This window comes from Oscillatoria nigro-viridis PCC 7112, from assembly GCF_000317475.1.
GTDB lineage: Bacteria > Cyanobacteriota > Cyanobacteriia > Cyanobacteriales > Microcoleaceae > Microcoleus > Microcoleus nigroviridis.
Genome location: NC_019729.1, coordinates 3,568,580 through 3,595,086, shown reverse-complemented (window position 1 = coordinate 3,595,086; position 26,507 = coordinate 3,568,580). Strand labels below are relative to the sequence as shown.

The 26,507-nt window shown below is 48.7% G+C and carries 14 protein-coding genes and 1 pseudogene; 8 read left to right on the top strand and 7 right to left on the bottom strand.

From position 1 onward, the window contains the following. Window positions 1-339: 339 nt before the first annotated feature. Window positions 340-9,639 carry a S8 family serine peptidase gene (locus tag OSC7112_RS37070; protein ID WP_015176736.1) on the top strand — a complete coding sequence of 3,100 codons (9,300 nt, stop codon included), beginning with the start codon at window positions 340-342 and terminating at the stop codon, window positions 9,637-9,639. 261 nt (window positions 9,640-9,900) lie between these two features. Here the strand turns inward: OSC7112_RS37070 and dprA are convergent, their stop codons facing one another. The 3 genes from dprA to OSC7112_RS15195 form a co-directional block, all read right to left on the bottom strand. Then, window positions 9,901-11,052, bottom strand: coding sequence for a DNA-processing protein DprA (dprA, locus tag OSC7112_RS15205; RefSeq protein WP_015176735.1), 1,152 nt, complete (start codon window positions 11,050-11,052; stop codon window positions 9,901-9,903). A 263-nt stretch (window positions 11,053-11,315) separates the two neighbouring features. Further along, complete coding sequence (locus OSC7112_RS15200; RefSeq protein WP_015176734.1) at window positions 11,316-11,969, bottom strand: hypothetical protein; 654 nt, start codon at window positions 11,967-11,969, stop codon at window positions 11,316-11,318. Window positions 11,970-12,099: 130 nt separating this feature from the next. Beyond that, window positions 12,100-12,747: a DUF2301 domain-containing membrane protein gene (locus OSC7112_RS15195; RefSeq protein ID WP_015176733.1), complete on the bottom strand. Its 648-nt coding sequence runs from the start codon at window positions 12,745-12,747 to the stop codon at window positions 12,100-12,102. 80 nt (window positions 12,748-12,827) lie between these two features. Between OSC7112_RS15195 and OSC7112_RS15190 the strand changes: the two genes are divergently transcribed. Further along, window positions 12,828-13,505: a calcium-binding protein gene (locus OSC7112_RS15190; RefSeq protein ID WP_015176732.1), complete on the top strand. Its 678-nt coding sequence runs from the start codon at window positions 12,828-12,830 to the stop codon at window positions 13,503-13,505. A 270-nt stretch (window positions 13,506-13,775) separates the two neighbouring features. On the opposite strand, the gene OSC7112_RS15185 is transcribed toward OSC7112_RS15190, so the two are convergent. Next, window positions 13,776-14,531, bottom strand: a complete 756-nt coding sequence (locus tag OSC7112_RS15185; protein ID WP_015176731.1) for a DUF561 domain-containing protein — start codon at window positions 14,529-14,531, stop codon at window positions 13,776-13,778. An 81-nt stretch (window positions 14,532-14,612) separates the two neighbouring features. After that, a complete protein-coding gene (locus OSC7112_RS15180) occupies window positions 14,613-15,416 on the bottom strand; it encodes a creatininase family protein (protein ID WP_015176730.1) in 804 nt (267 codons plus the stop codon). Window positions 15,417-15,606: 190 nt separating this feature from the next. On the opposite strand from OSC7112_RS15180, the gene OSC7112_RS15175 reads away from it, so the two are divergent. Together OSC7112_RS15175 and OSC7112_RS15170 are read left to right on the top strand one after the other, a co-directional pair. Next, window positions 15,607-20,958 carry a PAS domain S-box protein gene (locus OSC7112_RS15175; protein WP_015176729.1) on the top strand — a complete coding sequence of 1,784 codons (5,352 nt, stop codon included), beginning with the start codon at window positions 15,607-15,609 and terminating at the stop codon, window positions 20,956-20,958. 301 nt (window positions 20,959-21,259) lie between these two features. Further along, a complete protein-coding gene (locus tag OSC7112_RS15170; protein ID WP_015176728.1) occupies window positions 21,260-21,490 on the top strand; it encodes a hypothetical protein in 231 nt (76 codons plus the stop codon). A gap of 142 nt (window positions 21,491-21,632) precedes the next feature. On the opposite strand, the gene OSC7112_RS15165 is transcribed toward OSC7112_RS15170, so the two are convergent. Beyond that, window positions 21,633-21,956 (bottom strand): WGxxGxxG family protein, encoded by a 324-nt coding sequence (locus OSC7112_RS15165; protein WP_015176727.1) that lies wholly within the window; start codon window positions 21,954-21,956, stop codon window positions 21,633-21,635. 322 nt (window positions 21,957-22,278) lie between these two features. Between OSC7112_RS15165 and ccmP the strand changes: the two genes are divergently transcribed. The 3 genes and pseudogenes from ccmP (at window position 22,279) to OSC7112_RS15150 (ending at window position 25,114) form a co-directional block, all read left to right on the top strand. After that, window positions 22,279-22,923 carry a beta-carboxysome protein CcmP gene (ccmP, locus tag OSC7112_RS15160; protein WP_015176726.1) on the top strand — a complete coding sequence of 215 codons (645 nt, stop codon included), beginning with the start codon at window positions 22,279-22,281 and terminating at the stop codon, window positions 22,921-22,923. Window positions 22,924-22,943: 20 nt separating this feature from the next. Then, a complete protein-coding gene (locus tag OSC7112_RS15155) occupies window positions 22,944-23,687 on the top strand; it encodes a pentapeptide repeat-containing protein (protein ID WP_015176725.1) in 744 nt (247 codons plus the stop codon). Between the two features lie 216 nt (window positions 23,688-23,903). Next, window positions 23,904-25,114, top strand: a pseudogene (locus OSC7112_RS15150) (RNA-guided endonuclease InsQ/TnpB family protein). Between the two features lie 175 nt (window positions 25,115-25,289). Here OSC7112_RS15150 and OSC7112_RS15145 read toward each other — a convergent pair. After that, the gene (locus tag OSC7112_RS15145) at window positions 25,290-25,817 is read right to left on the bottom strand and encodes a hypothetical protein (RefSeq protein ID WP_015176724.1); all 528 of its coding nucleotides are present in this window, start codon (window positions 25,815-25,817) and stop codon (window positions 25,290-25,292) included. An 84-nt stretch (window positions 25,818-25,901) separates the two neighbouring features. Between OSC7112_RS15145 and pyrE the strand changes: the two genes are divergently transcribed. Next, window positions 25,902-26,477, top strand: a complete 576-nt coding sequence (pyrE, locus tag OSC7112_RS15140) for an orotate phosphoribosyltransferase (RefSeq protein WP_015176723.1) — start codon at window positions 25,902-25,904, stop codon at window positions 26,475-26,477. Window positions 26,478-26,507: the final 30 nt, after the last annotated feature.

Below are 26,507 nucleotides of genomic sequence, written 5' to 3'. Positions count from 1 at the left end.
ATTTTTACCATAAATCTTGGCAATCGCTAACATTATACATCAACCCGCCCCTAGCACCTATGTATCAAAAATCCCGCTCTTAATATTTCAGTATAATGACACTTGCTATTGAGGCTTTTTTGTGCTATGTCATCCCCCTCGCGCTGGCTCATCCGTAATATTACTTAATAATTATCCCATCTTTATCAAAACTTTAATTAAAAAGGTGTTTATCAAGAAAACTTTATAGATATTCTCTTAAAAAACAGTTATGGTTACTACAACCTTCAGAAAGTGTTTCCGATGCCAGTCGCGAAACAGGGGAATTATTGTCTTTTTTTAGCTATTAGTAGGTGCAGTATGCCAAATTTAAATAATCAAGTTTCAGGAAGTGCGATCGCCTTTATCGACACTCAAGTAGAAAATTATCAAAGTTTGATTGCCGGGGTAAAACCGGGTACGGAAGTAGTCGTTTTGGATGGGAACCGGGATGCGATCGACCAAATTACTCAAATTTTAGCTCTTCGTACTAATATTGACAGCATTCACATTGTTTCTCACGGTACTCCGGGTAGCTTGCAACTGGGTAATGGCTGCTTGAGTGCAGATAATTTGGAAACTTATTCCGAGAGATTGCAGCAGTGGCGGAGTGCTTTAAATCTGGGTGCGGACATTCTGATTTACGGTTGTAATGTCGCATCAGCACCTCGCGCTTACCCGAAAGTCCGCCAGGGAATGAATTCCCTGGCTCAAAGCTCAAGTCGGTTGAAACCGACTGCTTACCCGAAAGTCCGCCAGGGAATGAATTCCCTGTCTCAAAGCTCAAGTCGGTTGAAACCGACTGAAAACAAGTCGGCTATTCAGTCCTCTTCAGAGGACTTTCGCTATGAGACGGGGGTTTCAACCCCCGGCGGATCTGCGGGTAACGGCATAGATGATGAACAGGCGATCGATCGTGAACGCGCGATCGATCTAGATGGTGTAGCCTTCATCCAACGCATTGCCCAACTCACAAATACAAACGTTGCCGCTTCCCAAAACCTCACGGGAAGTGTAGCAAAGGGCGGCGACTGGGAACTGGAAGTCAGAACCGGGGAAATAGAAACGCCGCTGGTATTTGAAGCCGAAGTATTAGCAGGTTACGAGTACGTTTTGAACACCTTCGGGGCGGCGGCAAATATTGGCGTGGGGACAAATCCTTACGGTATTGCTACGGGTGATTTTGACCTGGATGACCAACCCGATCTAGCTGTAACAAACCAAGGATCTGACACTGTTTCCATCCTGTTAGGAAATGGGACTGGTGGCTTCGATCCCGCGCCTATTCCTACCTTGACCGTGTCAAATGCCTCATCAATCGCCGTCGGCAATTTTAACAATGATAATTTCTCCGACTTGGCAGTAGTGGGTAGCGGCACTGGTGGCGCCCTCTCAATTTTCTTAGGAAATGGTACGGGCGGTTTTGGCAGCCCCACTCAATATCCCACAGGAGTATCTCCTATCTCGGTTGCAGTTGGGAAGTTTAACAACGACAACTTCTCTGACGTAGCAGTAGTCAATGCAAGCCCTGGCAGTACCTCTGGCACTGTCACAATTTTGCTGGCAAATAACACTGGCAGCGGGGCATTGAATTTCAACACTAACTTGAGCGCGCAGTCAATTCCCGCTTTCATGACAGTAGGGGACTTTAACGGAGATACTTTTTCCGATTTAGCTGTGCCGAACAGTTTATCTAACACCATTTCTGTTTTTTTAGCCAATGGCTCTGGCGACTTTGGTGCAGCTACTAATTTGGGGGCTGGGACAAATCCAAATTCGGTCGCCAATGGGGACTTTAATGGAGATAATTTCCTCGACTTGGCCGTAGTTAACGGTGGCTCTAACAATGTCTCAATTCTATTAGGAAATGGCACTGGTGGCTTTGGCGCGGCCAATGGGTTTAGCGCGGGGACAGGGCTCCAAGGCATTGTAGCACAAGACTTTAGCGGAGACGGCAAACTTGACTTAGCAGTAGGAGGCACCGGCGGCGCTGCAATTTTAGTAGGCAACGGCAATGGCGGTTTTAGTGCACCCATTAACTTTGCTGCGGGCACAGATCCAACTTCCATTATTGCCGGCAACTTTAATGCTGATACTCTCCCGGATTTGGCAGTAGCTAACAACAGTTCAGATAACGTTTCGGTGCTGTTGAATACACCCAATACGGTATCCTTCGTTCCTCCCAAAATAGGTAACACTTACAACGTTGATGAAGCCACGACCGACACAGTAATTGATGTCCCGGTTACTATCAGCGGTGGCACTCCCTTAAGTGATGTAACCGTACCAATTGTCATCGATACCAGCAGCACTGCTACTCAAGGTGCAGACTACACTCTTTCAACTACATCCCTTACTTTCTCTGCAGGCACTACTACTCTCACCCAGAATATTCCAGTAACTATTAAAGCTGACAATATCGTTGACAGTAACGAACAAATAGTTCTCAATTTTGGCACAATTACAGGCGGTGTCGCCGATGCGAGTCAAGGAAAAGTGGCAATATTGGACAGGAATAGTTCTTATTCAATTGTCGCCGACAATCCCACCGTTACCGAAGGCAATTCCGGCGCTACTCCTGCCACATTTACTATTACTCGTAATGGCAGCACGGAACTTTGGAGTACCGTAGATTATGCCATTACCGGCACGGCGACAAACGGCACTGATTACAACAATATCGGCGGGACTTCTGGCGCAACCGCTGCCACTGGTAAAATCAGTTTTGCTGCGGGGGAAACATCCAAGACTATTAGTTTGGATGTGTTGGGAGATGGCAATATAGAACCGGATGAAACGGTTGCAATTACTTTATCAAATTCAGTTTCACCGGGTGGCGCACCGACTATTGCGACGGCTACCGCTACGGCTACTATCAAAAATGATGACACTGCCGGCATCACTGTCAGTCCAAAGGCAATATCAACAACAGAAGTTGGCGGTAAGGCAGAATTTACAGTCAAATTAAACGCTGCACCAACAGCTAACGTTACCATCGATTTGAGTGGTTTCAATCCAGCAGAGGGAACAGTTTCTCCTAATAGCTTAACTTTCACTCCCGCTAACTACAGTGAACAAACAATAACGGTGACGGGCGTTGACGATTTAGTAGCTGATGGTCCTCTAGTTTACAAAATTGTCACGGCTGCTGCTGTGAGTACCGATGCTAATTACAATAACCTCGATCCTGATGATATCGATGTCACCAACAGTGACAATGAAACTCCAGGAATTACGGTGAATCCGACGGCGGGATTAACTACGGGTGAAGATGGCACCAAAGCTAACTTTACTGTGGTTTTGAATACTCAGCCGACTGCTGATGTGACTATCGGTTTGACCAGTGACAATGTTGCAGAGGGAACTGTTTCCCCTGCTAGCATAACTTTCACTCCGGCTAACTGGAATACACCGCAGCCGGTGACAGTAACAGGGGTTAACGATGGTATTGTTGACGGCGATATTGGCTACAAGATTGTCACGGCTGCTGCTGTTAGTACAGATGCCAATTACAGCAACCGAGATGTAGCGGATGTTAGCCTTAGCAATCAGGATAATGATGCCGCTGGTATTTCTATTACTACGACGGCAACAACTGCTACAGAAGGCGGCGCGAATGGCAGTTATGCGATCGAGTTAACGTCGGAGCCGATCGCTCCTGTTACGATTAACTTTAATGCCGGAAGTGAAATAAATGCGATCGCCCCAATTACCTTTGACAGCACTAACTGGAATGTTGCGAAAACAGTCACAGTCACCGCTACCGACGATAGCAAAGCCGAAGGTACGCACAGCGGGACGATCGCTCACACTGTTACCAGTACCGACACTAAGTATACCACTCAGACGGTTCAGGATGTAAATGTAGCTATTACCGACAACGACACAGCAGGTGTCAGCATTACACCTACGAGCACAAGTGCTACTGAAGGCGGCGTGAATGGCAATTATGGGATCAAGTTAACGTCGGAGCCTTCCGCCCCCGTTACCATTACTCTCACAACAGGTGAGGAGATTGAGGCGATCGCGCCTATCACTTTCACTGCGGATAATTGGAATGTCGCTAAAACCGTTACGGTGAAAGCTGTTGACGATACGATTGTGGAAGGCGCGCACAGCGCTAATATCAGTCACAGTGTGAGCGGGGGTGATGCTAAGTATAATGCGGTTGTGGTTCCAGGGGTGACAGTGGCGATTACGGATAATGACACGACACCCCCACTGCCGACACCGACACCCCCACTGCCGACACCGACACCCCCGCTGCCGACACCGACACTACCGCTGCCGACACCGACACCACCGCTGCCGACACCGACACCACCGCTGCCGACACCGACACCCCCGCTGCCGACACCGACACCCCCGCTGCCGACACCGACACCCCCGCTGCCGACACCGACACCCCCGCTGCCGACACCGACACCACCGCTGCCGACACCGACACCACCGCTGCCGACACCGACACCCCCGCTGCCGACACCGACACCCCCGCTGCCGACACCGACACCACCAGTAGCTGTCGATCCGCAACCATTAGGAAGTCCTGGCATTATTATTAGTCCGGCATCGGGATTAGTAACTACAGAAGCAGGTGGCACAGATCAATTCACCATCAGACTCAACAGCCAACCGACTGCGGATGTAACGATTGGTTTGCGTAGCAGCAATGAGGCAGAGGGAGTAATTTCGACGGAATCAATTACCTTCAATTCTGTTAATTGGAATCAGTGGCAGCCGATTACGATAACGGGTGTGGACGATCGAGTATTTGACGGCGATAAGACTTATCAGATTGTGACTGCCCCTGCTGTGAGTGCGGATAGCAGCTACAACGGCCTCGACGCACCGGATGCCAATGTTGTTAACAGGGATAACGAGACTGCTAGCAATGCACGAGTCGCAGCCGATCCCTCAACTGGGGTGGAATATAAGCCAGGTGAGCTTCTGGTTAAGTTGAGACCTAATGTAAACGATGCTGCCATCCAGAGTGTTTTTCAAGTTAATGGCGCGATCGCGATCGAAGACCTTGTACCGCCAAGCTTACAGATCAACTCAGCATCGGAGCCAGATGAATTGGAGCAATGGCGAGTAGTAAAGTTGGCTTCAAATGCAGATTTGCTAGCGACTCAAACCAGCTTAGCTCAAGATCCCAGGGTCGAGACCGTTGAACTCAACTATTTGCTCTCTATCAACTCAGTACCCAACGATCCACAATTCACTCAACTCTGGGGTTTGAATAATACTGGACAGACTGGTGGGACGCCAGATGCCGATATTGATGCACCCGAAGCTTGGGATCTTCAAAGGGGTAGCAAAAATGTAGTAGTGGCAGTCATTGACACGGGTGTGGACTACAATCACCAAGACCTTGCTGCTAATATGTGGACGAACTCAGGAGAAATAGCAGGCAATGGCATAGATGATGATGACAATGGCATAGATGATGATGTGCGCGGTTATGACTTTATTAACAAAGACAATGACCCGATGGATGACGAGGGTCATGGTAGCCACGTGGCGGGAACAATCGGAGCTGCTGGCAACAACAACATCGGTGTAGTGGGGGTGAGCCCAAATGTTAGCATCATGCCATTAAAGTTTATCGGCTTTAATGGACGGGGGTCGACTAGCGATGCAGTCAGAGCAGTTGACTACGCCACAAAAAATGGGGCAAAGGTGATTAATGCCAGCTTTGGTAATCCTTTCCCCTCCCAAGCAATGTTTAATGCCATCGGCGACGCCAACAAGAAGGGCGTTTTGTTCATAGCAGCAGCGGGTAATGACAGTTCAAACAACGACAGTTCGCCGTCTTACCCTTCTAACTACGACCTCCCTAATGTCATCTCGGTAGCAGCCACGAATTACGTAGACCAGCTATCCTGGTTCTCGAATTATGGAAAAAATACAGTAGACCTAGCTGCTCCGGGCGGTACTCTTGCGGTTTTTCCACCCGATGAGCGTGACATCCGCAGCACACGCCCTAACAATCAATATGGCTGGGATGCAGGCACCTCAATGGCTGCCCCTCATGTGGCAGGTGCAGCGGCTCTGCTTTTAGCTCAGAACCCCAGCCTGACAGTCACGGAGCTAAAAAACATCTTAATGACAACTACTGACCCACTTCCTTCTCTGCAAGGGACAACGGTCAGCGGCGGACGCTTGAATCTCCGGAAAGCCCTCAACCAAATTTTTGATGCAGACTCAGTTTTTACCGACACGAACGTTCCGATATCTGGTTTGTATTCAGCTATCTGGGGAGACTACAACAATGACGGCAAACTGGATATCCTCGGAAACAACCGAACCTACTACAACACTGGAATCTACGACAACACCGGTCAAAGATTGAGCGAAGTTGGCTTTAGCGAAGCCGACTTGCCAGGTTATAACCCAATCTGGGGAGATTTTAACAATGACGGGCGACTGGATGCCACGCTGACCAACACCAATCTCGATAGCAACAACAGTCTCAGGTACGAAATCTACCGCAACGTTCCTAATAACACTTACAGTAATGCGGACTTTAAGTTGGAAACAGTTCTACGTGACAAGCTCCCCTCTACAATTTTTAGCTCGAGTTGGGCAGATTACAACAATGACGGGCGTCCCGATTTGTTGCTCAATACACAAGGCTCTTACCCGGAATACCCGATCGTCACCACGCTCTATCGCAACACAGGTGCGATCGCTCAAGACCGCTTTAAAGACAGCGAAGCACGTCTCGATACTGGCGAACCGCTATTTTCTACTAGCGAAATAGCTGGTGCTACCAGTTCTGGGGTTTGGGCAGATTACGACAATGATGGCAAACTCGATATCCTGATCAAGGTAAGGGAGTCACAGCAGACTCAATCAGGGCAGCAAAGGCAAAAAGCCAAACTCTACCGCAACTTGGGCGATGGCGTTTTTAAAGACACAAACGTATCATTGCCTGGTTTAGGTTCAGAATTCCCTCGCTTTGGCGCCAATGTTTATGATATGGCCTGGGGAGACTACGACAACGACGGGAAACTTGATATTTTGCTCACGGGGGCGATCGACGGCGCGAATGGTTCAGGCCAGCTTTTCACCAAAGTCTACCGCAACACAACCAGTACCAATGGGTCAGCCAGCTTTGAAGACATAGGTGCACAGATACCTGGTTATAGTCAAGCTAAAGCTGCTTGGGGAGATTACGACAATAACGGCAAATTGGATATCCTGGTCACTGGTTGGGAGCAGGAAAACCCCCAAAGTTTAGGAACAAGCGTCACCAAAATCTACTATCAAAACACCGGCAATGGCTTTACCGATAGTGGCGTACAAATCGATAGTGGCGCAGAGCCTGGTAATAAGTTCGACTCCTACCCTGCTTGGGGAGACTACGATAAGGATGGCAAACTGGATATCCTGCTCACGGGTTCTTCAACAAACAACCCCTACGGGTTCATAAACGAAAACGACTTCTTTACCAAAGTCTTCCGCAATAACACTGCGATCGCGAACACTCCTCCGAGTCCACCCGCACTACTACCGGCTGAAGTTTCTGGTCGAGATGTTACCTTCAAGTGGAACCGAGGGACAGACGATCTAACTCCAGATCTCGGTTTAAGCTACAACCTGCGAGTTACGGGCTCGGATGGCAAGGATATTCTTTCCCCGATGTCTTGGAATATCGATGGGACTCGGCAACTCGTGGGGTTGGGGAATGTCAGTCAAAACACGCAGTGGCAACTCAAAGACTTGCCTCGCGGGACATATAACTGGGGCGTGCAAGCAATTGATACTGCTTGGGCAGGTTCGCTCTTTGCCCCTGGAGGCACTTTTAGAATTGAGAACAGTCCTCCAGAGAAGAAAATTAGTTTAGGTGAGAGGACCACCGAGTTTAACCAACCGATAAAAGATGTATACACTGACGCCGACGGCGACCAGATTTTCTACCGATTAACTCTAGACAATGGCGCCTCTTTAGAATCTGGTGGCTCAAACACTAATTGGCTAGGACTTCAATTCAACCCTTGGGAAAACACCATCACATTCACCGGAACTCCCCCAAGTAATGCGAAACCCTTCGAAGTGAAGTTAATAGCTACAGACGATTACGGTGGCAGCAGCGAACAGACTTTCAAGGTAACAACGACAACAGATGGGCGCTGGGTGATTGATGGTTATATCTCCGGTGCAACTGTGTTCTTAGATGCCAACAAAAACGGCATCCTCGACACCAACGAACCATCCACCACAACCGACACAGGCGGTAAATTCAATCTCAACATCCCCTTCGAGACATTCGACACCAACACAAACGGAGAAATCGACCCATCAGAAGGCAATCTAGTAGCCACAGGAGGCATTGACACCGCCACCGGCTTACCTCTAGAAACACCAGTCACCGCACCCCCAGATGCGAGTGTAGTCACCCTCCTAACCAGCTTAGTCGCCGACTTAATCGACAAAGGAATTGAACCAGAAGAAGCACAATCTTTAGTCAAAGCAGCCCTTTCTCTCCCCGCCGATGTTGACCTAACTAGCTTAGATCCAATAGAAGCCACCAACAACAACCAACCAGGCGGCGTGCAAGTCTTATCCGAAATGGTGAAAGTCCAAAACTTCATCACTCAAACTAGCGGTTTGATTGACGGTGCATCCAGTGCAGTCAATACCGATATTGTCAAAGCTGTTGTCAGTTCAATTACGGCTCAAATTCAATCCGGTACAGTCTTAAACCTCAGCAATGCAGCAGCCTTAGAACCAATCATTCAGCAAGCAGCCGCGAAAATCCAGCAAATAGACCCCAGTTTCAACACTCAACAAGTCAGCCAAATTACATCGCAATCCGCGACAGTAATGGCAACAGCCAATCAACGCATTGATGCGGCTGTCTCCAACCCAACAGGAACATCAATTCCTGAATCACTTGCCCGCCTCCAACAAGTAGCCTTGGGCCCAACAACTCAAGACTTCAAAGAAGTTGGTACCGGAAATAAACCAATTTCCCAGCTAGTTGCTGACAATACTGGTACTGCTTTAGATAGCAGAATTGAAACTGTAATATTGCCGACTGGGATTGCCACTCCTGTTGTCAGCGGCGATGCTGATTTGGGCAGCAATTCCCCGGATGCAATTCTCGGTACCAATGGCGACGATATCCTGAGTGGCGACAGCGGAAATAATGTGTTGATGGGCATGAGGGGCAATGATTCCCTCGATGGAGTTCTGGGGAATGACACTGTTTTCGGTGGCAAAGGTAGCGATACAATCCTGGGAAGTGGCGGTGATGATGCCTTATTTGGCAACCGTGGTGCTGACATTTTGAATGGCGATGATGGGAATGATATTCTTTACGGAGGTAAGGGAGATGATTTACTCAATGGCGGTTTAGGAATTGATACTTTGGTAGGAGGAATGGGAGTAGATAAGTTCCTACTCTCTACCAATTCCGGTACTGATACGATTACCGATTTTGAAGTCGGTAAAGATTTGTTAGTATTGGGTAACGGGTTGAGTTTCTCGCAATTGGCGATTGCTCAAGATAGCGGTGCAACTTTAATCCGGTTGGCACAAACAGGGGAAGTTTTAGCTTCTCTGGGTGGTGTTTCGGCTAACAGTATTAGCGCTGCTAATTTCGGATTGATTTAAACGTTAGTAATGAGGACTTTAGTCCTTATTATTCTTCAGTCTCTTAGAGACGGACTTCGTTTGTATATATGGGGTTTCAACCGCTGACTATCAAGGCCTCGATCCCCCCTAACCCCCCTTAAAAAGGGGGGGACAAGAATCTTCTCAAAGTCCCCCTTCTTAAGGGGGATTTAGGGGGATCTGGCCTCGGCGGTAAACGAGAGATAAAGAGGGTTTTAGACTTAAGTTGACACCACTGGCGTAAACCGTATTACTTACAAATCAGCATCGCTGATATCGCATTCCCGGTAACTGCGAAACTAATCCCAACAATTCCAACTGCAAAAGTATACTAGAAACTCTTCCCGCTTCTAATCCCGCTGCTTCCACAATTGTATCAAAAGAAATCGGCCCAGATACGATCGCACTTAACACCTTAGCCAATTCCGGCTCCAACGGCGGCCCTTGCTTCTCAACCGTCGGATTTGGAGGAAATAGCGACAACTGCTCGGCATTATCCAATTTTGGCATAGCTCCGAGCATTTCCAACAACCTGTCTTCGCTTAACAGTCGATCGCTACTCGGCAGAATCGGATGAGCACCTTTACTCAGCAACTCCAAACACCCAAACGAACGCTCATCATCCAATCTTGCCGTCAACACATACACATCCCGGCAAAAATCATTAGCTTGATAAGCAGTAATTAAAGCACCCGATTTATGCGGAGCTTCTATCACAATTGTAGCGCGGCTTAAGCCAGCAATTATGCGATTTCGGCGGGGAAAATTAGTTTTATTCGGTTGAGTCCCCGCCGGATATTCACTAATTACCAATCCCTGCTGCAATATGCGATCGCACAACCTCTCATTTTGTTTGGGATATACAATATCTACTCCCGTCCCCACTACTGCGAAAGTCCTTCCTCCCGCCTCCAAACAGCCTGTATGAGCCTCTGTATCAATACCAGCCGCCAATCCCGAAACCACAGTAAAACCGCTTCTAGCTAAAGCCGTACTAATTTTGCGAGTCCACCTTCTACCGTATTCCGAAGGGCTGCGAGTACCAACCATTGCCACTGTCGGCGTAATTCCTTGATTCTCTTTGCGATCGACATTACCGCGATAATACAACACTGGTGGCGGATTGGGAATTTCCAATAATAAGCGGGGATAATCTGGATCTGCGGGCGTCCAAAAACAGGGATTTTTTATAAGATGTTTTTCGAGAACTTCTTCAGGATTAAGTTTGGTTCTTTCTTGCACAATAGTTTCAATTATGTGCTTACCAAACCCTTCGATTCGCATTAAATCTACTGGTTTTGCCGTCCAAGCTTCTGCCAAACTATTGAAATTTTGGTGCAATCTTTGCAACAAAATCGGCCCGATACCGTTAATTTGCGACCATGCTAACCAGTAAGCGCGTTCTTCTAGCAACGAGTTGCCCTCAACTTATCTGAGGAGAATTTTATCATTTTTCATTGAATATAGTAGGGAAACGGCACTGCCGTGTCCTGTATTCCTTGGGTAGGGAAATGGCACTGCGCTGTCCTGTATTTTTACAGATGCCAGGGTAAAGAAATGGCACTGCCATGTCCTGTATTTCCACAGATTTAAAACTGTTATATAAATATTTTTTTACTAACCGCGAATGCGCTAAGAACGCGAAGGGAATTAAGAGAGAGGTTGACAATTACTGGCTAAGCTTTCCAATCAACGAAACGGGCGTAAATATAAGCAATAATTTCTCCGATCACAGTCCGAAAACCTTCGCTCGATTTCCACCATTCTTGTGAGTTGTAATCTTGCGGTTCCGCTGCTATAATCCCGACTTTAATCTCAGGATTTAGCACTTCTTTGAAAATAATCCAACTTCTGCGGGCGTGAGTGCCAAAAGAATAAAGATTAATTGAGTCAACTTTTAGCGCAGAAGCAGCCAGCCAATCGCGAAGTGCGATCGCAGAAGCAGCAGTGCGGTGTTTCACAACACTCGCTGCTGGTACTGCTACTACTTGATTTTTATCAAATCCTAGCGCAATACAAGTCGCGGCAGTTAGTGCGGCATAATTTTTATATTCAGCGAGATAGAAGCCTTTACTTAAAGGAACTCCTGTGGTAATTAATTGGCGGTATTCCCCTTTTTTGAATTCGGCGATCGCACTTTCGATCGCATAATCCGGCAACCAGCCTTCGACAACCAATATATCTGCTTTAATCGGCGCATTTACCGCCAAAAACGGATGGATATTTGTGAGAATTAAGAGCATTGCAATTATTAATCCCATCAGAGCAATTACCCACCCTTCCCTGGTAACTGCCCACATTTCTCGGCGGCAGATTAGGCGAATTCTCATTTTAACTCGATCTAGATGTTTTTGGGTATGGAGGCAGATTCGGCGAGACTGGGGAAGAGGGAAATAGTGGGAAAGTGATAGAATTTCCCAATGCCCTGCGCGGGCCCATTCCCCATGCCCCATTCCCAAATTATTGGTGTTTCAGATACTCAAAAACGCTTTTATCTCCGATATCCTGCGGCATCGGTTGAAAAAACTTGCGTACAGCAAAGATGATAAACAAAGCCGCCCAAACTGCTAGCAAAAATTGTTCATTTTCGGCTGACAAAAAGCCAAAAATATGTCCTAAAATTAATAGAGGAACTCCCGGAGTCAAAAACTTTGTTTCGAGGCGATTAAAGCAGAATGCTTCCTTAAAATAAATGCCATTTAATGCGGCAAAAGTAAATCCAATTCCCCACAGCGTCGCGGGATGTTCGTACACTGCTAAAGCTAGAGGTTGGCTGCTTTGTAGGGCGACAAACAATGCTGCCGCGCCGCCGATCGCCCAAAATGCCTGTAGTGTTCGGTGCAGCGCAATCATGTAAATGTGAATAGTTGCCAAGCTGATGCCTAAAGCTATCCAGAAACAAGCAAAAACAGGCGTTACAGCTTGGATTGCAATCGGGTTGTCGCCCTGTTGCAGCACCAGAGTAGTGCCGATCGCAAAACACAGCGCTGCCACCCCCAATCCAGCGCGGTAAATCAACACTCCCGTGCGATCGTTTTGAGTAATCGTAAATTCGCCGAATTGTCCTTGATAGACTGGCGATTCATCAGGTGATTTCAGTAGTTGCATTACAGCTTCCTCCTATCAGACACGAATGTACTTCTGCCAAGATATACTTTATTGATAAACCGAGCCAGCGAGACCGAGCGATGCCTAAATTTAACAAGCCTCAAGTTAACCAGTCTAAAGTTAACAAGTCTAAAGTTAACAAGTCTAAAGTGGACGATCGTCCCGATCGAAGCCAATCCCTTTCTTCACAATCCGAACTTCCTCCTGTTCAGCTTGATGAAACCATTGTAGCAGGCAGAAGACCGAAACCGCTAAACGACTTCCAGCGCCTGCTAGCGGAAGTAACCGAATTGAGAGCGGGGTTCGACCCTGAAATTTTAGCGCATCTCGAGGAAAATATCCCATTTAATACCAAGCAATTTGAAACTAAAATTAGCAAGATTTTGGGTTCAAAAAATATTGATTTCACCCTACAAAATTCAGTCAAATATCTAGACTACATCAAGCAAAATATTCAACTCCCCTGCCACGTTACCGGCATAGAAGAGTTTGAATGGGAAGAAGAATATACAATGGGTTCGGGCAGCAAAAAAGAATATGCGAGGCTCAAAAAAACTAAACCTTCTTATACTGATAGATTCACAATTAATCGGTTGGAGGATTTGGTGGTTCAGGAAGAAGGAATATTTGTGGAAGTGCAGCGCGTCGGCGATCGCCAAAAGTTTATCTTGCCTTTATCAGAGTTAGAATCAGTTGATGTAATCTCCCGCAACAATCAGTTATTAGATGATTATGCCGTCTGGTTTCTCAATTATTAAGGAAGAGTGGAAAAGTAGAAAAGTGGGGGAGGGAAAGAGGGGAAGAGTGGGAGAAGGGGAGGGAGCATCTCAATGAAAGCAGCCCTCCGCTAGAAATAGGAGTTAGGAGTCAGGAGTCAGAAGCTAGGAGAAAAGAGTCAGAAGTCAGAAGTCAGGAGCCAGAATCAGTGTTTTTACAAATATGAGATGCTCCCGAAGGGGAAGAGTGAGGGATGGGAAAAATCTTCCTTCTTGCTTCTTGCTTCTTCCTTCTTCCTTCTTCCTTCTTAATTAAATGGAAGCCGACAAGTGCGATCGCGAAACCAAAGCCAAAGCTTCAACCAAACTGCGAACAGCCGCAATCATCGCCACTTCGCTATTAAGTTGGCTGACAGCAGAACCGACACCAACACCCGCAGCACCGGCTCCAATAGCGAGGGGTGCGGTGACGCTGGAGATACCGGAAGCGCAGAGTACGGGGACGGATACGGCGCGGGAAATTTCAAAGGCTGCAGCCAAAGTAGGCGCTGCTTTTTCAATTAATCCCAATGTGCCGGCGTGAATTGGTTGGGCGCTGGTGCCACCTTCTGTTTGAATGATGTTAGCCCCAGCTTTGACTAATTCAATTGCTAACTGCACTTGTTTGTCGAGTGCCAAAATGTGGGGAACTGTTACAGAAAGAGTGATGTTCCCAAATAGCGATCGAGTTTCGCGAGTCAACTGCAAAACTTCCTCAGCTTCAAAGCGGCGGCCTACTGCGTAGAAAGCATCAAAGTTGCCAATTTCAATCAAATCAGCGCCAGCTTCTACCGCAGGCACAAACTTTTCCGGTTCCACAGCAGATACACAAATTGGCAAATTTGTCAACTTTTTTGCCATCAATACCAAATCTCGATCGGCAGCAATATCAACAAAGGAAGCACCGCCGAGATCCGCTGCTTTGACGACAGCCGCAACGTTAGCGGCATCAAAATTATTTAAACCGCTGATAATTTTCAGGGCGCGACCTTGCTCAAAAGCGCGCAGCAATTTAGAATTTACACTCATCGTTAGTTTTCCAACTCAAAAAATTTCTTAGACTAATTTTGACACAAAGTAGAAGAATTTTTAATTTTTAATTCTTAATTTTTAATTACTACGCGGCTGTCGAAATTTGTAAACATCTTTGATAACTTGTGCCCAGCCGTCAGAGAGAGATTCGAGAATACGAGCTCCCTTTTCTTTCGTCGCCGCCGTCGCATCGCCCAACACACCGCTTTCAGTCAACTCTCGCGTCAGCCAAGCAAAAGGCAAATTTCCTTCCATACTCAGCAAACTGTCTGTTGGTAAACCCTGCGGATACTCGCAAACAGCCAGTTCCATTTTCACCTGTTCGGGCAAAATTGCCAACATCAAACTCGTTTCTGCATCGCCCGCGTGAATTCCAAACTCCAACTCCTTCGCAGTTAATAATTCAGCAGCCACATTAGGAACCCGCCAAACAAACAGCGGAAAAACCGAAAAGTCCTGATATTTTTGATGAATATCCCGCGCCGCAATTTCCATCACCTGCGGCTGTCCGCCGTGACCATTCATTAACACTAATTTCCGAAATCCAGCCTGATAAATACTGTCCGCAATTTCGCCGATTACTGCTAAAAGTGTCTGAGCACTGAGCATAATTGTACCGGGAAAATGGCAGTGCTCGTTCGATTTGCCATAGTACAAAGGCGGCAAAGCATACGCGGGAATATTTGCCTCTAACTTTGCCAGGGCTTTGCCTGTCACTGCCGCGCTAATTGCCGCATCTACAATTAAAGGCAAATGCGGGCCGTGCTGTTCGATCGCACCTAGCGGCTGAATTATCACAGTATTTTCCTTATCCAGCATAGACTGAATTTCTCTCCAAGTTAGATAGGGAAAAAAACGCGATTCAGGAATAAAATTGTGCATAAGGTGGCGACAATAGTAAACGTAAGCAAGGTAATCAACTAGCCTGAAAACTAAAAAGCAATTCCCCAGAGAGCTAGTAGATAACTGATGCTGTCTATGGGTAGATGCTATAATTTATAGCAGATGCTTTAAGAGGGCGCTGATATACGCTCGCCAGCTCAGAGCGAAAGACTTAGAGACGACTTAATTGATGGAAGCTTGGCAAACCCCACAAACTAATTTAACCGATATTCCGATCGCCGAGGAACTGTCGCGCCGCATCCCTCGATCGCACGATCGAAAAGCAGAAAACCGAGCGCTGCAAAAGCTGGCTAGACAATTGGCAACCTCACCCCACAGGCTGCTCAAAACACTGGTTGGGATCGCTAAAGATTTGTGCGGCGCAGGAAGTGTCGGAGTCTGCTTGCTCACAGAAAATACCAGTTCCGAACAAATCTTTCAGTGGGTGGCTGTGGCGGGCGCGTGGGAAGCCGCAGAAGATAAAAACACACCGCGCAAATTGCGTTTGTCAGGAACCCCGATCGATCGCCAAACTCCCCAGCTTTACTTCGCTCCCGAAAAATACTTTACCGACTTGCAGCAGCTAGAATTGCCGATCGCCGAAGCATTAGTCGTGCCAATGCAAGCAGAAAATCAACCGCTGGGGGCAATATGGATTGTATCTCACCAGGACGATCGCCAATTCGATGCCGAAGACTTGCAGATGGCGATATCCCTAGCAGACTTTGCCGTTGCCGCGGTACAAATCGATCGCGCCAATCGAACCAAAGAAGCTTTGCGACAAAGTGAAGAACGCTGGCAGCTAGCCTGTGCCGGCAACAACGACGGAATTTGGGATCTAAACCTGCAAACCAATTGCCAGATCCTGAGCGATCGCTGTTTAGAGATTTTGGAACGCGAGCCCGAAGAAGTCAAGGACTTGGGCCAATTTTTGAGCTACATTCATCCCGATGATTTGGAGATAATGCAAAGCAATTGGCAGCAGCACTTGCATCGAGAAACCTCACATTACTCCTGCGAGTACCGCATCCGCTGTCGCGACGGGCGCTACAAATGGGTTTTAGCCAGAGGGCGAGCAATTTGGGACGAATCAGGCAATCCCCTGCAGGTTGTGGGTTCCGTGACAGATATCAGCGATCGCAAACAAACTGAAATTGCCTTAAAACAAAGCGAAGAACGTTTGAGCATCGCCATCGAAGGCTCAGGCATGGCAACCTGGGATTTAGACGTGCGAACAAATCGAGTAATTTGGTCGGCGACCCATTTCAGCATTTTGGGCTGCGAACCGGTACCGGGCGGCGAAACAACCGTCGCTGCGTGGCAAAACTGCGTGCATCCAGACGACTTAAAGCAAGTCCTGCAGGCAATAGAAACAGCTCGGCAAACCCGAACGCTCTACTCCCCCGAATACCGGATCGTGCGGGCAGACAGCGGAGAAATTCGCTGGTTGAGAGCGTTCGGGCGCTATCTCTACGACACCGCAGGCGAAGCAGTGCGGTTTACTGGAGTATTATTTGATGCTACCGATCGCAAAAAGGCAGAACTCGCCCTGCAAGAGAGCGAGCAAACCGTGCGCCGTCAACTTGCAGAGATAGAGTCTCTCTACCAAACAACTCCCGTGGGTTTGGCCGTTTTAGACACAGATTTGCGGTTCGTGCGGCTCAACCAGCGGTTTGCCCAAATGAACGGCTTGGCCGTAGAAATGCACATCGGCCGCACCCTGCGCGAAATTGTCCCCGACTGGGCAGACACAGCCGAACCTTTGTTGCGCCACCTTCTAGACACCGGAGAACCGATCCGGAATTTTGAACTCACCGGTGCAACCAGGGCTCAACCCACTGTTGTTCGCACTTGGCTCCAGAATTGGTGGCCGCTCAGAGACAGGGGCTCAGAGATTGTCGGGATTCATATCGTGGTGCAGGAAATTACCACTCGCAAAATGGCCGAACTCGCCTTGCAAGAAAGCTACAACCGTTTCCAATTAGCTACAAGGGCGATCGACGGCATGGTGTTTGAGTGGGATTTGGCAGCAAACTCAGTTTACCGTTCCGAGGGACTGTACTCGATCGTCGGTGTTTGCCCAGAGGATGCACCGCCAACATCAGAGTGGTGGAGAGAACGCATCCATCCCGTCGATTTGGCACGCCTCCAGCCCGAGGAGCAATCAATCTTAAGTGCCGAGCGCTACGAAGTCGAGTACCGAGTCCGGCACGAAGACGGGCGCTGGATCGATGTTTGGGAGCGCGGCTGTTCGATCCGCAACCAGCAAGGTGAAGTGACCAAAATAGTCGGCTTCACCAGCAACATTACCCAGCGCAAACAAGCAGAAGCAGCATTGCGCGATCGTGAAACCCACCTGCAGTTGATTCTCGACAGCGCCAAAGACTACGCCATCTTCACCACCGACACCGACGGACAAGTTACCAGTTGGAACGCGGGGGCCCAGAGATTGCTGGGCTATACCGAAGCTGAAATCGTCGGGCAGGACGGACGAATCATCTTCACCCCAGAAGACTCTGCTGCTAGAAAGCCGGAAGCAGAAAGACACATCGCCCTGACTCAGGGAAAGGCAGAAAACGAGCGCTGGCACGTCCGCAAAGACGGCAGCCGCTTTTGGGGCAGCGGGCTGGTGATGCCCCTGCGCGACGCAGCCGGCGAGGTGCAAGGTTTGCTGAAAATTATGCAGGACAAAACCGAGCGCCGGCAAATAGAAGAAGCACTGCGGCGAAGCGAAAATCTCTACCGCACCCTCGCCGATGGCGTCCCCCAATTAATGTGGATCAACACTGCCGACGGCAGGTTAGAGTTTTGCAACCAACACTGGAAAACCTATACGGGCATGAGGGCTGAATTGCCTCTGGCTGCACCGGTGCTGCACTTATTTCATCCTGACGATCTGCCAGCAGTTGTCGGCACGCGCACTAAGGCGATTGAAGCAGGGGAAGCCTACGAATTCGAGTGTCGGGTACGCAGGTTTGACGGTACTTACCGCTGGCATTTAGCGCGACTTGTGCCCGTCAAAGACAGGAAGGGAAAGGTGGTGCAATGGGCGGGGATAGGGATTGATATTGACGATCGCAAACGAGCAGAAGAAAGCTTAGCAGAAAGCGACCGCCGCTTTCGCTTCCTGGCTGAGTCGCTGCCCCACCTGATTTGGAACGTAAGCTCCGCCGGGGAAATTCGCTTTACCAATCAACAAAAATGGTCGGAATATCTGGGAATGTCTTACGAGGAAGCGGCTCAAAACAATTGGGAATCCCTCGTCCCGCCCTCGGATTTGGCAGAATCTTTGGCCCGCTGGCAAGAATCTCTCATCACCGGAGAAGTTTATCAAGTTGAGCTGCGCCTGCGGCGGGCAGCAGACCAAATGGAACGCTGGCATTTGTCCCGCGCCCTGCCAATTCGCGACGCAGGGGGCCAGGTTGTCGAGTGGATCGGCACGAATACAGATATTCACGATCGCAAACAAGCCCAACTCAACGAGCAGTTTCTCTCCGATCTCGAAGTCCGCTTGCGGCAGCGCTTCAACCCCGCAGAAATGATGTGGGAAGCGATGAACAGTCTGGGAGAATATTTAAAGGTCGATCGCTGCATCTGGCATGAAATCGATTTAGAAGCCGATCGGGCAATTGTCCGGCAAGACTGGCACCAGTCCGACCTTGCCAGCGCCGCCGGTACCTATCAACTCTCCGACTTTAAGACGCCAGAACTGAAAGCTCTCTCTATGGCAGGTCAAACACTTGTCATCTCAGATATCGCTAATGACCCGAATACAGCGCATTTATTCGATAACTACGGTGCCGTTTGCATTCGCGCTTTGGTCGATGTTCCCTGCCTTCAGGAAGGGCGCTGGGTGGCTCTTTTGCTGGTGACATCAAAGGTGGTTCGGCACTGGCGGCCGGATGAAGTTTGGCTGATGCAAGAAGTGGTGGCTCGCCTCTGGGCGGTGATCCTGCACGCGCGAGCCCTGCATGAGCTGCACGAAAGCGAGGCTCGGTTCCGCGCTCTAGCTGACAACATCGCTCAGTTGGCCTGGATGACAGATGCCACCGGCTGGATTTTCTGGTACAATCAGCGCTGGTTTGACTACACGGGCACCACCCTAGAAGAAATGCAGGGCTGGGGCTGGCAGCAGGTGCACCACCCGGAACACGTCGATCGCGTTGTCGAAAAATTTAGGCACTGCATTGAAACAGGCGAACTCTGGGAAGATACTTTCCCCTTGCGCGGCAAAGACGGATCGTACCGCTGGTTTCTCTCCCGCGCCGTGGCGATTCGCGACGATGGAGGCAAGGTGCTGCGCTGGTGTGGCACCAACACTGACATTACCGATCGCAAAGTTGCAGAAGCGGAACGGGAACGCCTTCTAGCACGAGAAAAGGCCGCGCGGGAAGAGGCAGAACAGGCTAACCGCGTCAAAGACGAATTTTTGGCTGTTTTGTCCCACGAATTGCGGACTCCCTTAAACCCGATTGTGGGCTGGACGAAGCTGCTGCGATCGAACATTCTGACACCCCAAAAGCAGCGTTACGCCTTAGAGACGATCGAGCGCAACGCCAAACTGCAAACCCAGCTGATCGAAGATTTGCTCGACGTGTCGGGGATTCTGCAAGGCAAGCTCAGCTTGAATATTGTACCGGTGGATTTAGCCGAGGTGATTGGCGCTGCCATTGAAACGATGCGTCTGGCGGCCCAAGTCAAGTCGATTCAAATCAGCACTCAATTTGCACCGAATCTCGGCCCGGTGTTGGGGGATGCGGGGAGACTTCAGCAGGTAGTCTGGAATTTGCTGTCAAATGCCGTCAAGTTCACCCCGCCGGGAGGCAAAATCCAAGTCGTTCTCGATCGGGTGGACACCCAGGCCCAAATTACTGTAACTGATACGGGAAAAGGTATCGAACCTGATTTTCTGCCCTATGTATTCGACTACTTCCGCCAAGCTGACAGCACGATGACGCGCCAGTTTGGCGGATTGGGTTTAGGATTGGCGATCGTCCGCCATCTCGTCGAACTCCACGGCGGCACGGTGAAATCCGACAGTCCCGGCGAAGGCAAAGGCGCAACCTTGAGCGTCAGGATACCTCTGATGCCCGTGCAACCTCACAGAAGTCCTGCGGGAACTGCGCCGCCGGAACAATCCTTCAATTTGAGCGGTATCAGGGTGTTAGCGGTGGATGATGATGCCGATGCGCGAGATTTGGTGGTTTTTCTGCTTGAGGATTGTGGGGCAAGTGTTACAGCAGTTGCTAATGCCGCCGAGGCTTTGGCGGTTTTAACTCAGTCTGTGCCGGATTTGCTGTTGAGCGATATTGGAATGCCCGATACCGACGGTTATATGTTGATGCGACAGGTTCGGGCTCTGGCGCCTGACCGAGGGGGACGGATTCCGGCGATCGCCCTCACCGCTTATGCTGGAGAAATTGACTATCAGCAGGCGCTGGCTGCGGGGTTTCAGCGCCACATTGCTAAGCCTTTAGACCCCGACAAGTTGGTGAAAGCGATTTGGGAGGTACTCGATCGATCGGGCAAAAATATTTTTTAAGGTCTTTTTGTGTCTGAAAACAGTTTATTTAACGAACCGCCAAGACGCCAAGAACGCGTTCGGCGAAGCCGTTCCCGAAGGGTAGGAAGAAGGGAAGAAGAAAGGAAGAAGTTAATCATCTCAAGTCGGGTTATATCTGAGATATTGCACCCTTTTCAATCAGCGTTTTATTGACGGGCTAGGAGCAATGGCGCACAATAAAATTCGTCTGTTTTGGAACAGGCCGGAAAGCCTATTCAGGAAAATGGTACAATATCTTAGATGTAACTCACATTTTGCACTATTCTCAAGAACAGGCAAGATGCCTGTTCCACAAAAAGTGAATTGGGAGCATCTCAATGAAAGCAGCCCAGCTAGAAAGTGGAGTTTTGAGGCTCTCTTGCTGCGGGGCAGAAGGAAAGAGTCAGAAGTCAGGAGCCAGAAGAAGTATTTTTACAAATATGAGATGCTCCTAAGTGAATTTTCTTGTGGAACAGGCATCTTGCCTGTTCATAAAAAACTTATTGACAATGGTACAATATCTCAGATTTAACCAATTTAATCGTCGATCGCTCGCGCACCATCTCAAACAAAAAAACCTCACCGATGGAGGTTTTTTGATGATTGTTGGTACCGATCGGACAGGTTAAAACATCCTGTCCCTGCGTGACGCCCACAGCCCTAAGACTCAATTCTTAGCGGTAGTCACTACGCACGGCGGGCTCGCGATCGCCCGTTGTAGTCGTATAGCGGACATTTTCTTCGCGTTTGCGGGGAATCAAACCCAACAAACCAGACAAGCCTAGCAATCCCAACCATCCCCAATCAAAATCGCGATCGGCATCAGCATTGTAGACATCGGAGCGAGGAGTTGTGGTGGTTGTAGTGCTGTTAGTACCGGAAGTTGTACCGCCAGTTGTATCTGTCTGAGCAGAAGCAGGCAGATGAGCTGGTGCTAGAGCTAAACCTGCAGCTATAATACCTGCACCGATTGCTTTGGATAAATCAGAAAGTTTCATAATTCAAATGCTCTTTGTTGGCCAAAATCTTTAACTATCAAAACTATATCGATTGGCTTTTAAAGTTAAATCCACCTCTAGCAGTAAACATTGTTATGTTCCACGTATAACTACAGATTGATATCAAATTTTTAGCACGCGCACAAAATTAAAGATTGTTCGCGGAGGCACTCCGGCACTAGAAATCGCGGGTCTGACACCTCACTCGGTTGTGAGGCACTCCGGCACTCTCGACAACAGACCAGGTGTTGTTGACAAAAAAAGGTAAACTCATATATTGCACAGACAACTGTTGGAACTCGATCGACGGAGATAAAAACTTTTGGGAATAGAGCTACGCAGCTACGTATTTCTAGACAATTTGCAGCCCCAGCACGCAGCATACATCGGTACAGTCGCCGCCGGATTCTTGCCGCTGCCGGGGGATGCGTCGCTGTGGATAGAAATCTCGCCCGGTATCGAAATTAACCGAATTACCGATGTCGCCCTCAAATCTGCCTCGGTGCGCCCGGGAGTGCAGGTAGTCGAACGCTTGTACGGTCTTCTGGAAGTACACTCGAGTCAGCAGGGGGAAACGCGGGCTGCAGGCAAAGCAATTCTAGAATTTATCGGAGTCCGCAGAGAAGAATGTATCAAACCGCGAGTGATTTCCAGTCAAATTATTCGCAATATTGACGCCCACCAAACACAATTAATCAACCGCACCCGCCGCGGACAGTTGCTGCTGGCGGGACAAACGCTTTACGTCTTAGAAGTAGAACCGGCGGCCTATGCAGCGCTGGCGGCCAATGAAGCAGAAAAAGGCGCATCTATTAACATCTTAGAGGTTCAGGCTGTCGGTAGTTTCGGACGGCTTTACCTCGGCGGCGCAGAACGAGATATTATAGCAGGTTCCCAGGCAGCAATTGCGGCGGTGGAAAGCGTGGCTGGTAGGGAAAATCCAGCAATTTTTGGTCGCAAGGAATAGCCGTTAAAGGAGATGTAATTATGGCAAACAAACAGCATTTAGCGCTCCTGAAAAAAGGTGCAGTTACTTGGATTGAGTGGAGAAATCTCAACCCGAATCTAGAACCGGATCTCAGCGAAGCTAATCTCGCACAAGCAAATCTCAGAGGAGCGCATCTTTGGCGGTCGAACCTTTGTAAAGCAGACTTATTTAAGGCTAAATTAATTGCGGCTAACTTCGCCGAATCTAACCTCAGTTTAGCAAATCTTTCCGGAGCGCAACTGTTAGAAACTAATTTGATTAAAGCTAACTTAACTGGCACAAACCTCCAAGCGGCTGACCTGAGAGGAGCTGATTTGAGCGCTGCTAATTTAATTGGGGCCGACATTAGCGGTGCCAATCTCCAACAAACTGATTTCGGAGATGCGAATTTAATCGGTGCGGTGATGTTTCGAGTTAATGCGATGGGCGCGAACCTCAACTTGGCTAATCTCAGTCAAGCCAATCTCACTCAAGCGGAAGTGATTGAAGCACATTGCTATGCAGCCAATTTCTCTAAAGCTAACCTCGGGGAAGCTCACTTCACTGCAGCATATCTTTTCAGAGCCAATTTCAGTTTTGCGGAGTTGAGCGCTGCAGATTTCCGGTGGGCAAACCTCGGCAAAGCTGATTTGAGAGGGGCGAATTTGACCGGGGCAAATCTCAGGGGAGCGAAATTGGCGGGAGCTAATCTGGGGGAAGCTATTTTAAAAGGAACAATCATGCCTGACGGCAGCATTGTTTGATAAATATTGGATAATATTTATAAAGAACACCCTGAAAACCCCGCGACTTCAGTCCGGGGATGAAAGGGGTAAGGAGGCTTTAGCCTCCCAGTATTTTTCATGAGATTTCTGAATTGTATGTACTGTAAATTACAACTATGTAAATCTTTGTGAACAATGAGAACCGGGTTAAGCCAACGCTGCTAGCATAAACCTATCGTGATGAGGGTCGAAGTCATGCTAGTTTTCGAGTTGAAAGCATACGGTAAAAAGCAGCAATTTGAAGCTGTAGACGAAGCAATTAGAACGGTGCAGTTCATCCGCAACAAAGCACTGCGGTTTTGGATGGAAAACGAAAAAGTCAACAAATACGACTTGAATAAATACAGCGCCATTCTAGCGAAGGAATTCCCGTTTTGCGACGACTTAAACAGCATGGCCAGACAATCGAGTTCAGAAAGAGCGTGGTCGGCGATTTCACGATTTTACGACAACTGCAAAAAGAAAGTCCCAGGAAAAAAAGGATTCCCGCAATTCCAGAAACACAACCGCTCCGTCGAATACAAGACTACGGGCTGGCGTCTGGCAGACGACCGGAAATCAATCACTTTTACCGATAAAAAAGGAATCGGAAAGCTCAAGTTAAAAGGAACGCGCGACTTACATTTCTACCAGCGCAGTCAAATCAAACGAGTACGCTTGGTGAGACGGGCAGACGGATATTACGTGCAGCTTTGCGTGCAAGTTGACCGTTCTGAAAAGATTGAAATCACGGGTAACGCCATCGGGTTAGATGTAGGACTTAAAGAGTTTTACACTGACTCAAATGGCATTGCAGTTGATAACCCGCGTTTCCTCCGCCAGGGAGAACGCAGGTTGAAGAAATCCCAAAAACGAGTTTCAAAACGAGTCAAGGGTTCGCAAAACCGGAAAAAGCTAGAGCGATTCTAGGGAAGCGCCACCTCAAAATCAGCAGACAGCGTAAAGATTTTGCCGTGAAGCTGGCAAGATGCGTCATCCAGTCTAACGACTGTGTAGTCTACGAAGATTTGAGGATTAAAAATATGGTGAAGAATCACTGTCTGGCAAAATCGATTAACGACGCTTCTTGGTATATGTTCCGAATTTGGCTGGAATATTTTGGCAAAGTATTCGGAAGAATTACGATTGCCGTACCAGCTAACGGAACAAGTCAAGAATGCTCTAGTTGCGGAACAATTGTTAAGAAAAGTCTCTCAACGCGAACCCACGCTTGTCGGTGTGGATGCGTATTAGATCGTGACTGGAACGCAGCTAAAAATATCCTAAGTCGGGGATTGAGTACGGCGGGGCACGTCGGAACTTGGATCTTAGATCCGAACGCTTGTGGAGAATTGACCGCTACCGATGTTGAAGTAATTCTGCATCGGCAAGTCGATTCTGCGAATCAAGAATCTCCTCGGCTTTAGCCAGGAGAGTGTCAATCCTGTAAAATAACCGCGATAGTTAAAAAAAGCTAGTGGCGCGTTTACCGAAAGAATTGCCAAAACATGAATTTTTGGGGCGGGTTGAGACTTTCTCTCTCATACAAATCCGAGATGAGAGTAAACCCGCCTCGGCTCAAAACTCGCAACTGTCGATCGATTAATTCTTGCGAGCCGGCGATACTTGATAAAGTCCTCTAACGGGCCCTGGATCGGTCGGTGCATCTTGCTGCTGTCTTGGAAGTGTAAACTGATCTTGGAGTCCGGCGGGAGTGGCGAAACAGCCGCTTGGTTGAGGTGCTAGCTGACAAGCAGCAGGCAGTGCCATGATTGAAGCATCGAAGGGATTGACGGCATCGGGGACGCGGAGAATCGGATCGCTGGAAACTTGGCGCTGCATTACTCGTCGGTAGAAGCCGTTGACGCGACTGGCATCCCGCTCAATTTCTTTTTCGGGAAAGGCAACGACGCCGCTGGGGGAACCGATGCCTAAATAGTCGCCCAAGTAACCTTGCAAGCTGACGTTGTGGTAAAAGTCTCCTGAAGCTTCAAAGAATTGTCGGTTGAAGTCATCGGCAATCGGGTGAAATCGTGCTGTTTGTGCTTGACCTGGTTTGACGGATGCCATTGCGGCAGAGGCGACAGCGAGAATCAACGCGCCGCTCAGGCCTTTTAACTTTTGACTCATATATTTGGGCCTCCTTAATTAATTCCGATTCCACTATAAACTGATTATCGGCGGATTATTTGTGTTTTTTACACGGTGTGAGTTATGAATGCTGCGGATTTAAAAGTGTTGCGCGATCGACTTCTCGATTTGTTGTGCGAGTTTGCCTATCGCGAAGGCGATTTTGTGCTGTCTTCGGGGCAGAAAAGTTCTTATTACATTAACTGCAAACCGGTGACGCTGCACGCTGAAGGTGCTTTGGCAACGGGACGTTTGCTGTTGTCGATGCTGTCGTCGGATGTGCAAGCTGTGGGCGGCTTGACTTTGGGTGCTGACCCGATTGTAACTGCGGTGAGCGTAGTTTCGGCTTTGGGCGATCGACCTATACCAGCTTTAATTGTCAGAAAGGAGACGAAGGGACACGGGACAATGGCGTATATTGAGGGGCCGCTGTTGCCAGAGGGCACGAATGTGGCGGTTTTGGAGGATGTGGTGACGACGGGCAAGTCGGCGATGCAGGCGGTGGATCGGTTGCGGGCGGCTGGTTATAAAGTCGATCGTATTTTGTCTCTGATTGATAGAGAGCAAGGTGGAGGGGAATTATATCGCGAGGCGGGATTGAATTTTCAAGCCATTTTTACCATTCAGGATCTTAAGGAATGGATTAGTAGCAAGAAATAGGGAAAAGTGCGATCGCCAGCCTCCTCCTCA

Excerpts from the sequence above, each read along its gene's own strand:
- OSC7112_RS15145 (WP_015176724.1), bottom strand. The coding sequence starts at position 25,817 with ATGAGTCAAAAGTTAAAAGGCCTGAGCGGCGCGTTGATTCTCGCTGTC.
- OSC7112_RS15200 (WP_015176734.1), bottom strand. The coding sequence starts at position 11,969 with ATGAGAATTCGCCTAATCTGCCGCCGAGAAATGTGGGCAGTTACCAGG.
- OSC7112_RS15155 (WP_015176725.1), top strand. The coding sequence starts at position 22,944 with ATGGCAAACAAACAGCATTTAGCGCTCCTGAAAAAAGGTGCAGTTACT.
- OSC7112_RS15165 (WP_015176727.1), bottom strand. The coding sequence starts at position 21,956 with ATGAAACTTTCTGATTTATCCAAAGCAATCGGTGCAGGTATTATAGCT.
- OSC7112_RS15170 (WP_015176728.1), top strand. The coding sequence starts at position 21,260 with ATGCCTGTTCCACAAAAAGTGAATTGGGAGCATCTCAATGAAAGCAGC.
- OSC7112_RS37070 (WP_015176736.1), top strand. The coding sequence starts at position 340 with ATGCCAAATTTAAATAATCAAGTTTCAGGAAGTGCGATCGCCTTTATC.
- pyrE (WP_015176723.1), top strand. The coding sequence starts at position 25,902 with ATGAATGCTGCGGATTTAAAAGTGTTGCGCGATCGACTTCTCGATTTG.
- OSC7112_RS15175 (WP_015176729.1), top strand. The coding sequence starts at position 15,607 with ATGGAAGCTTGGCAAACCCCACAAACTAATTTAACCGATATTCCGATC.
- OSC7112_RS15195 (WP_015176733.1), bottom strand. The coding sequence starts at position 12,747 with ATGCAACTACTGAAATCACCTGATGAATCGCCAGTCTATCAAGGACAA.
- OSC7112_RS15190 (WP_015176732.1), top strand. The coding sequence starts at position 12,828 with ATGCCTAAATTTAACAAGCCTCAAGTTAACCAGTCTAAAGTTAACAAG.
- OSC7112_RS15180 (WP_015176730.1), bottom strand. The coding sequence starts at position 15,416 with ATGCACAATTTTATTCCTGAATCGCGTTTTTTTCCCTATCTAACTTGG.
- OSC7112_RS15185 (WP_015176731.1), bottom strand. The coding sequence starts at position 14,531 with ATGAGTGTAAATTCTAAATTGCTGCGCGCTTTTGAGCAAGGTCGCGCC.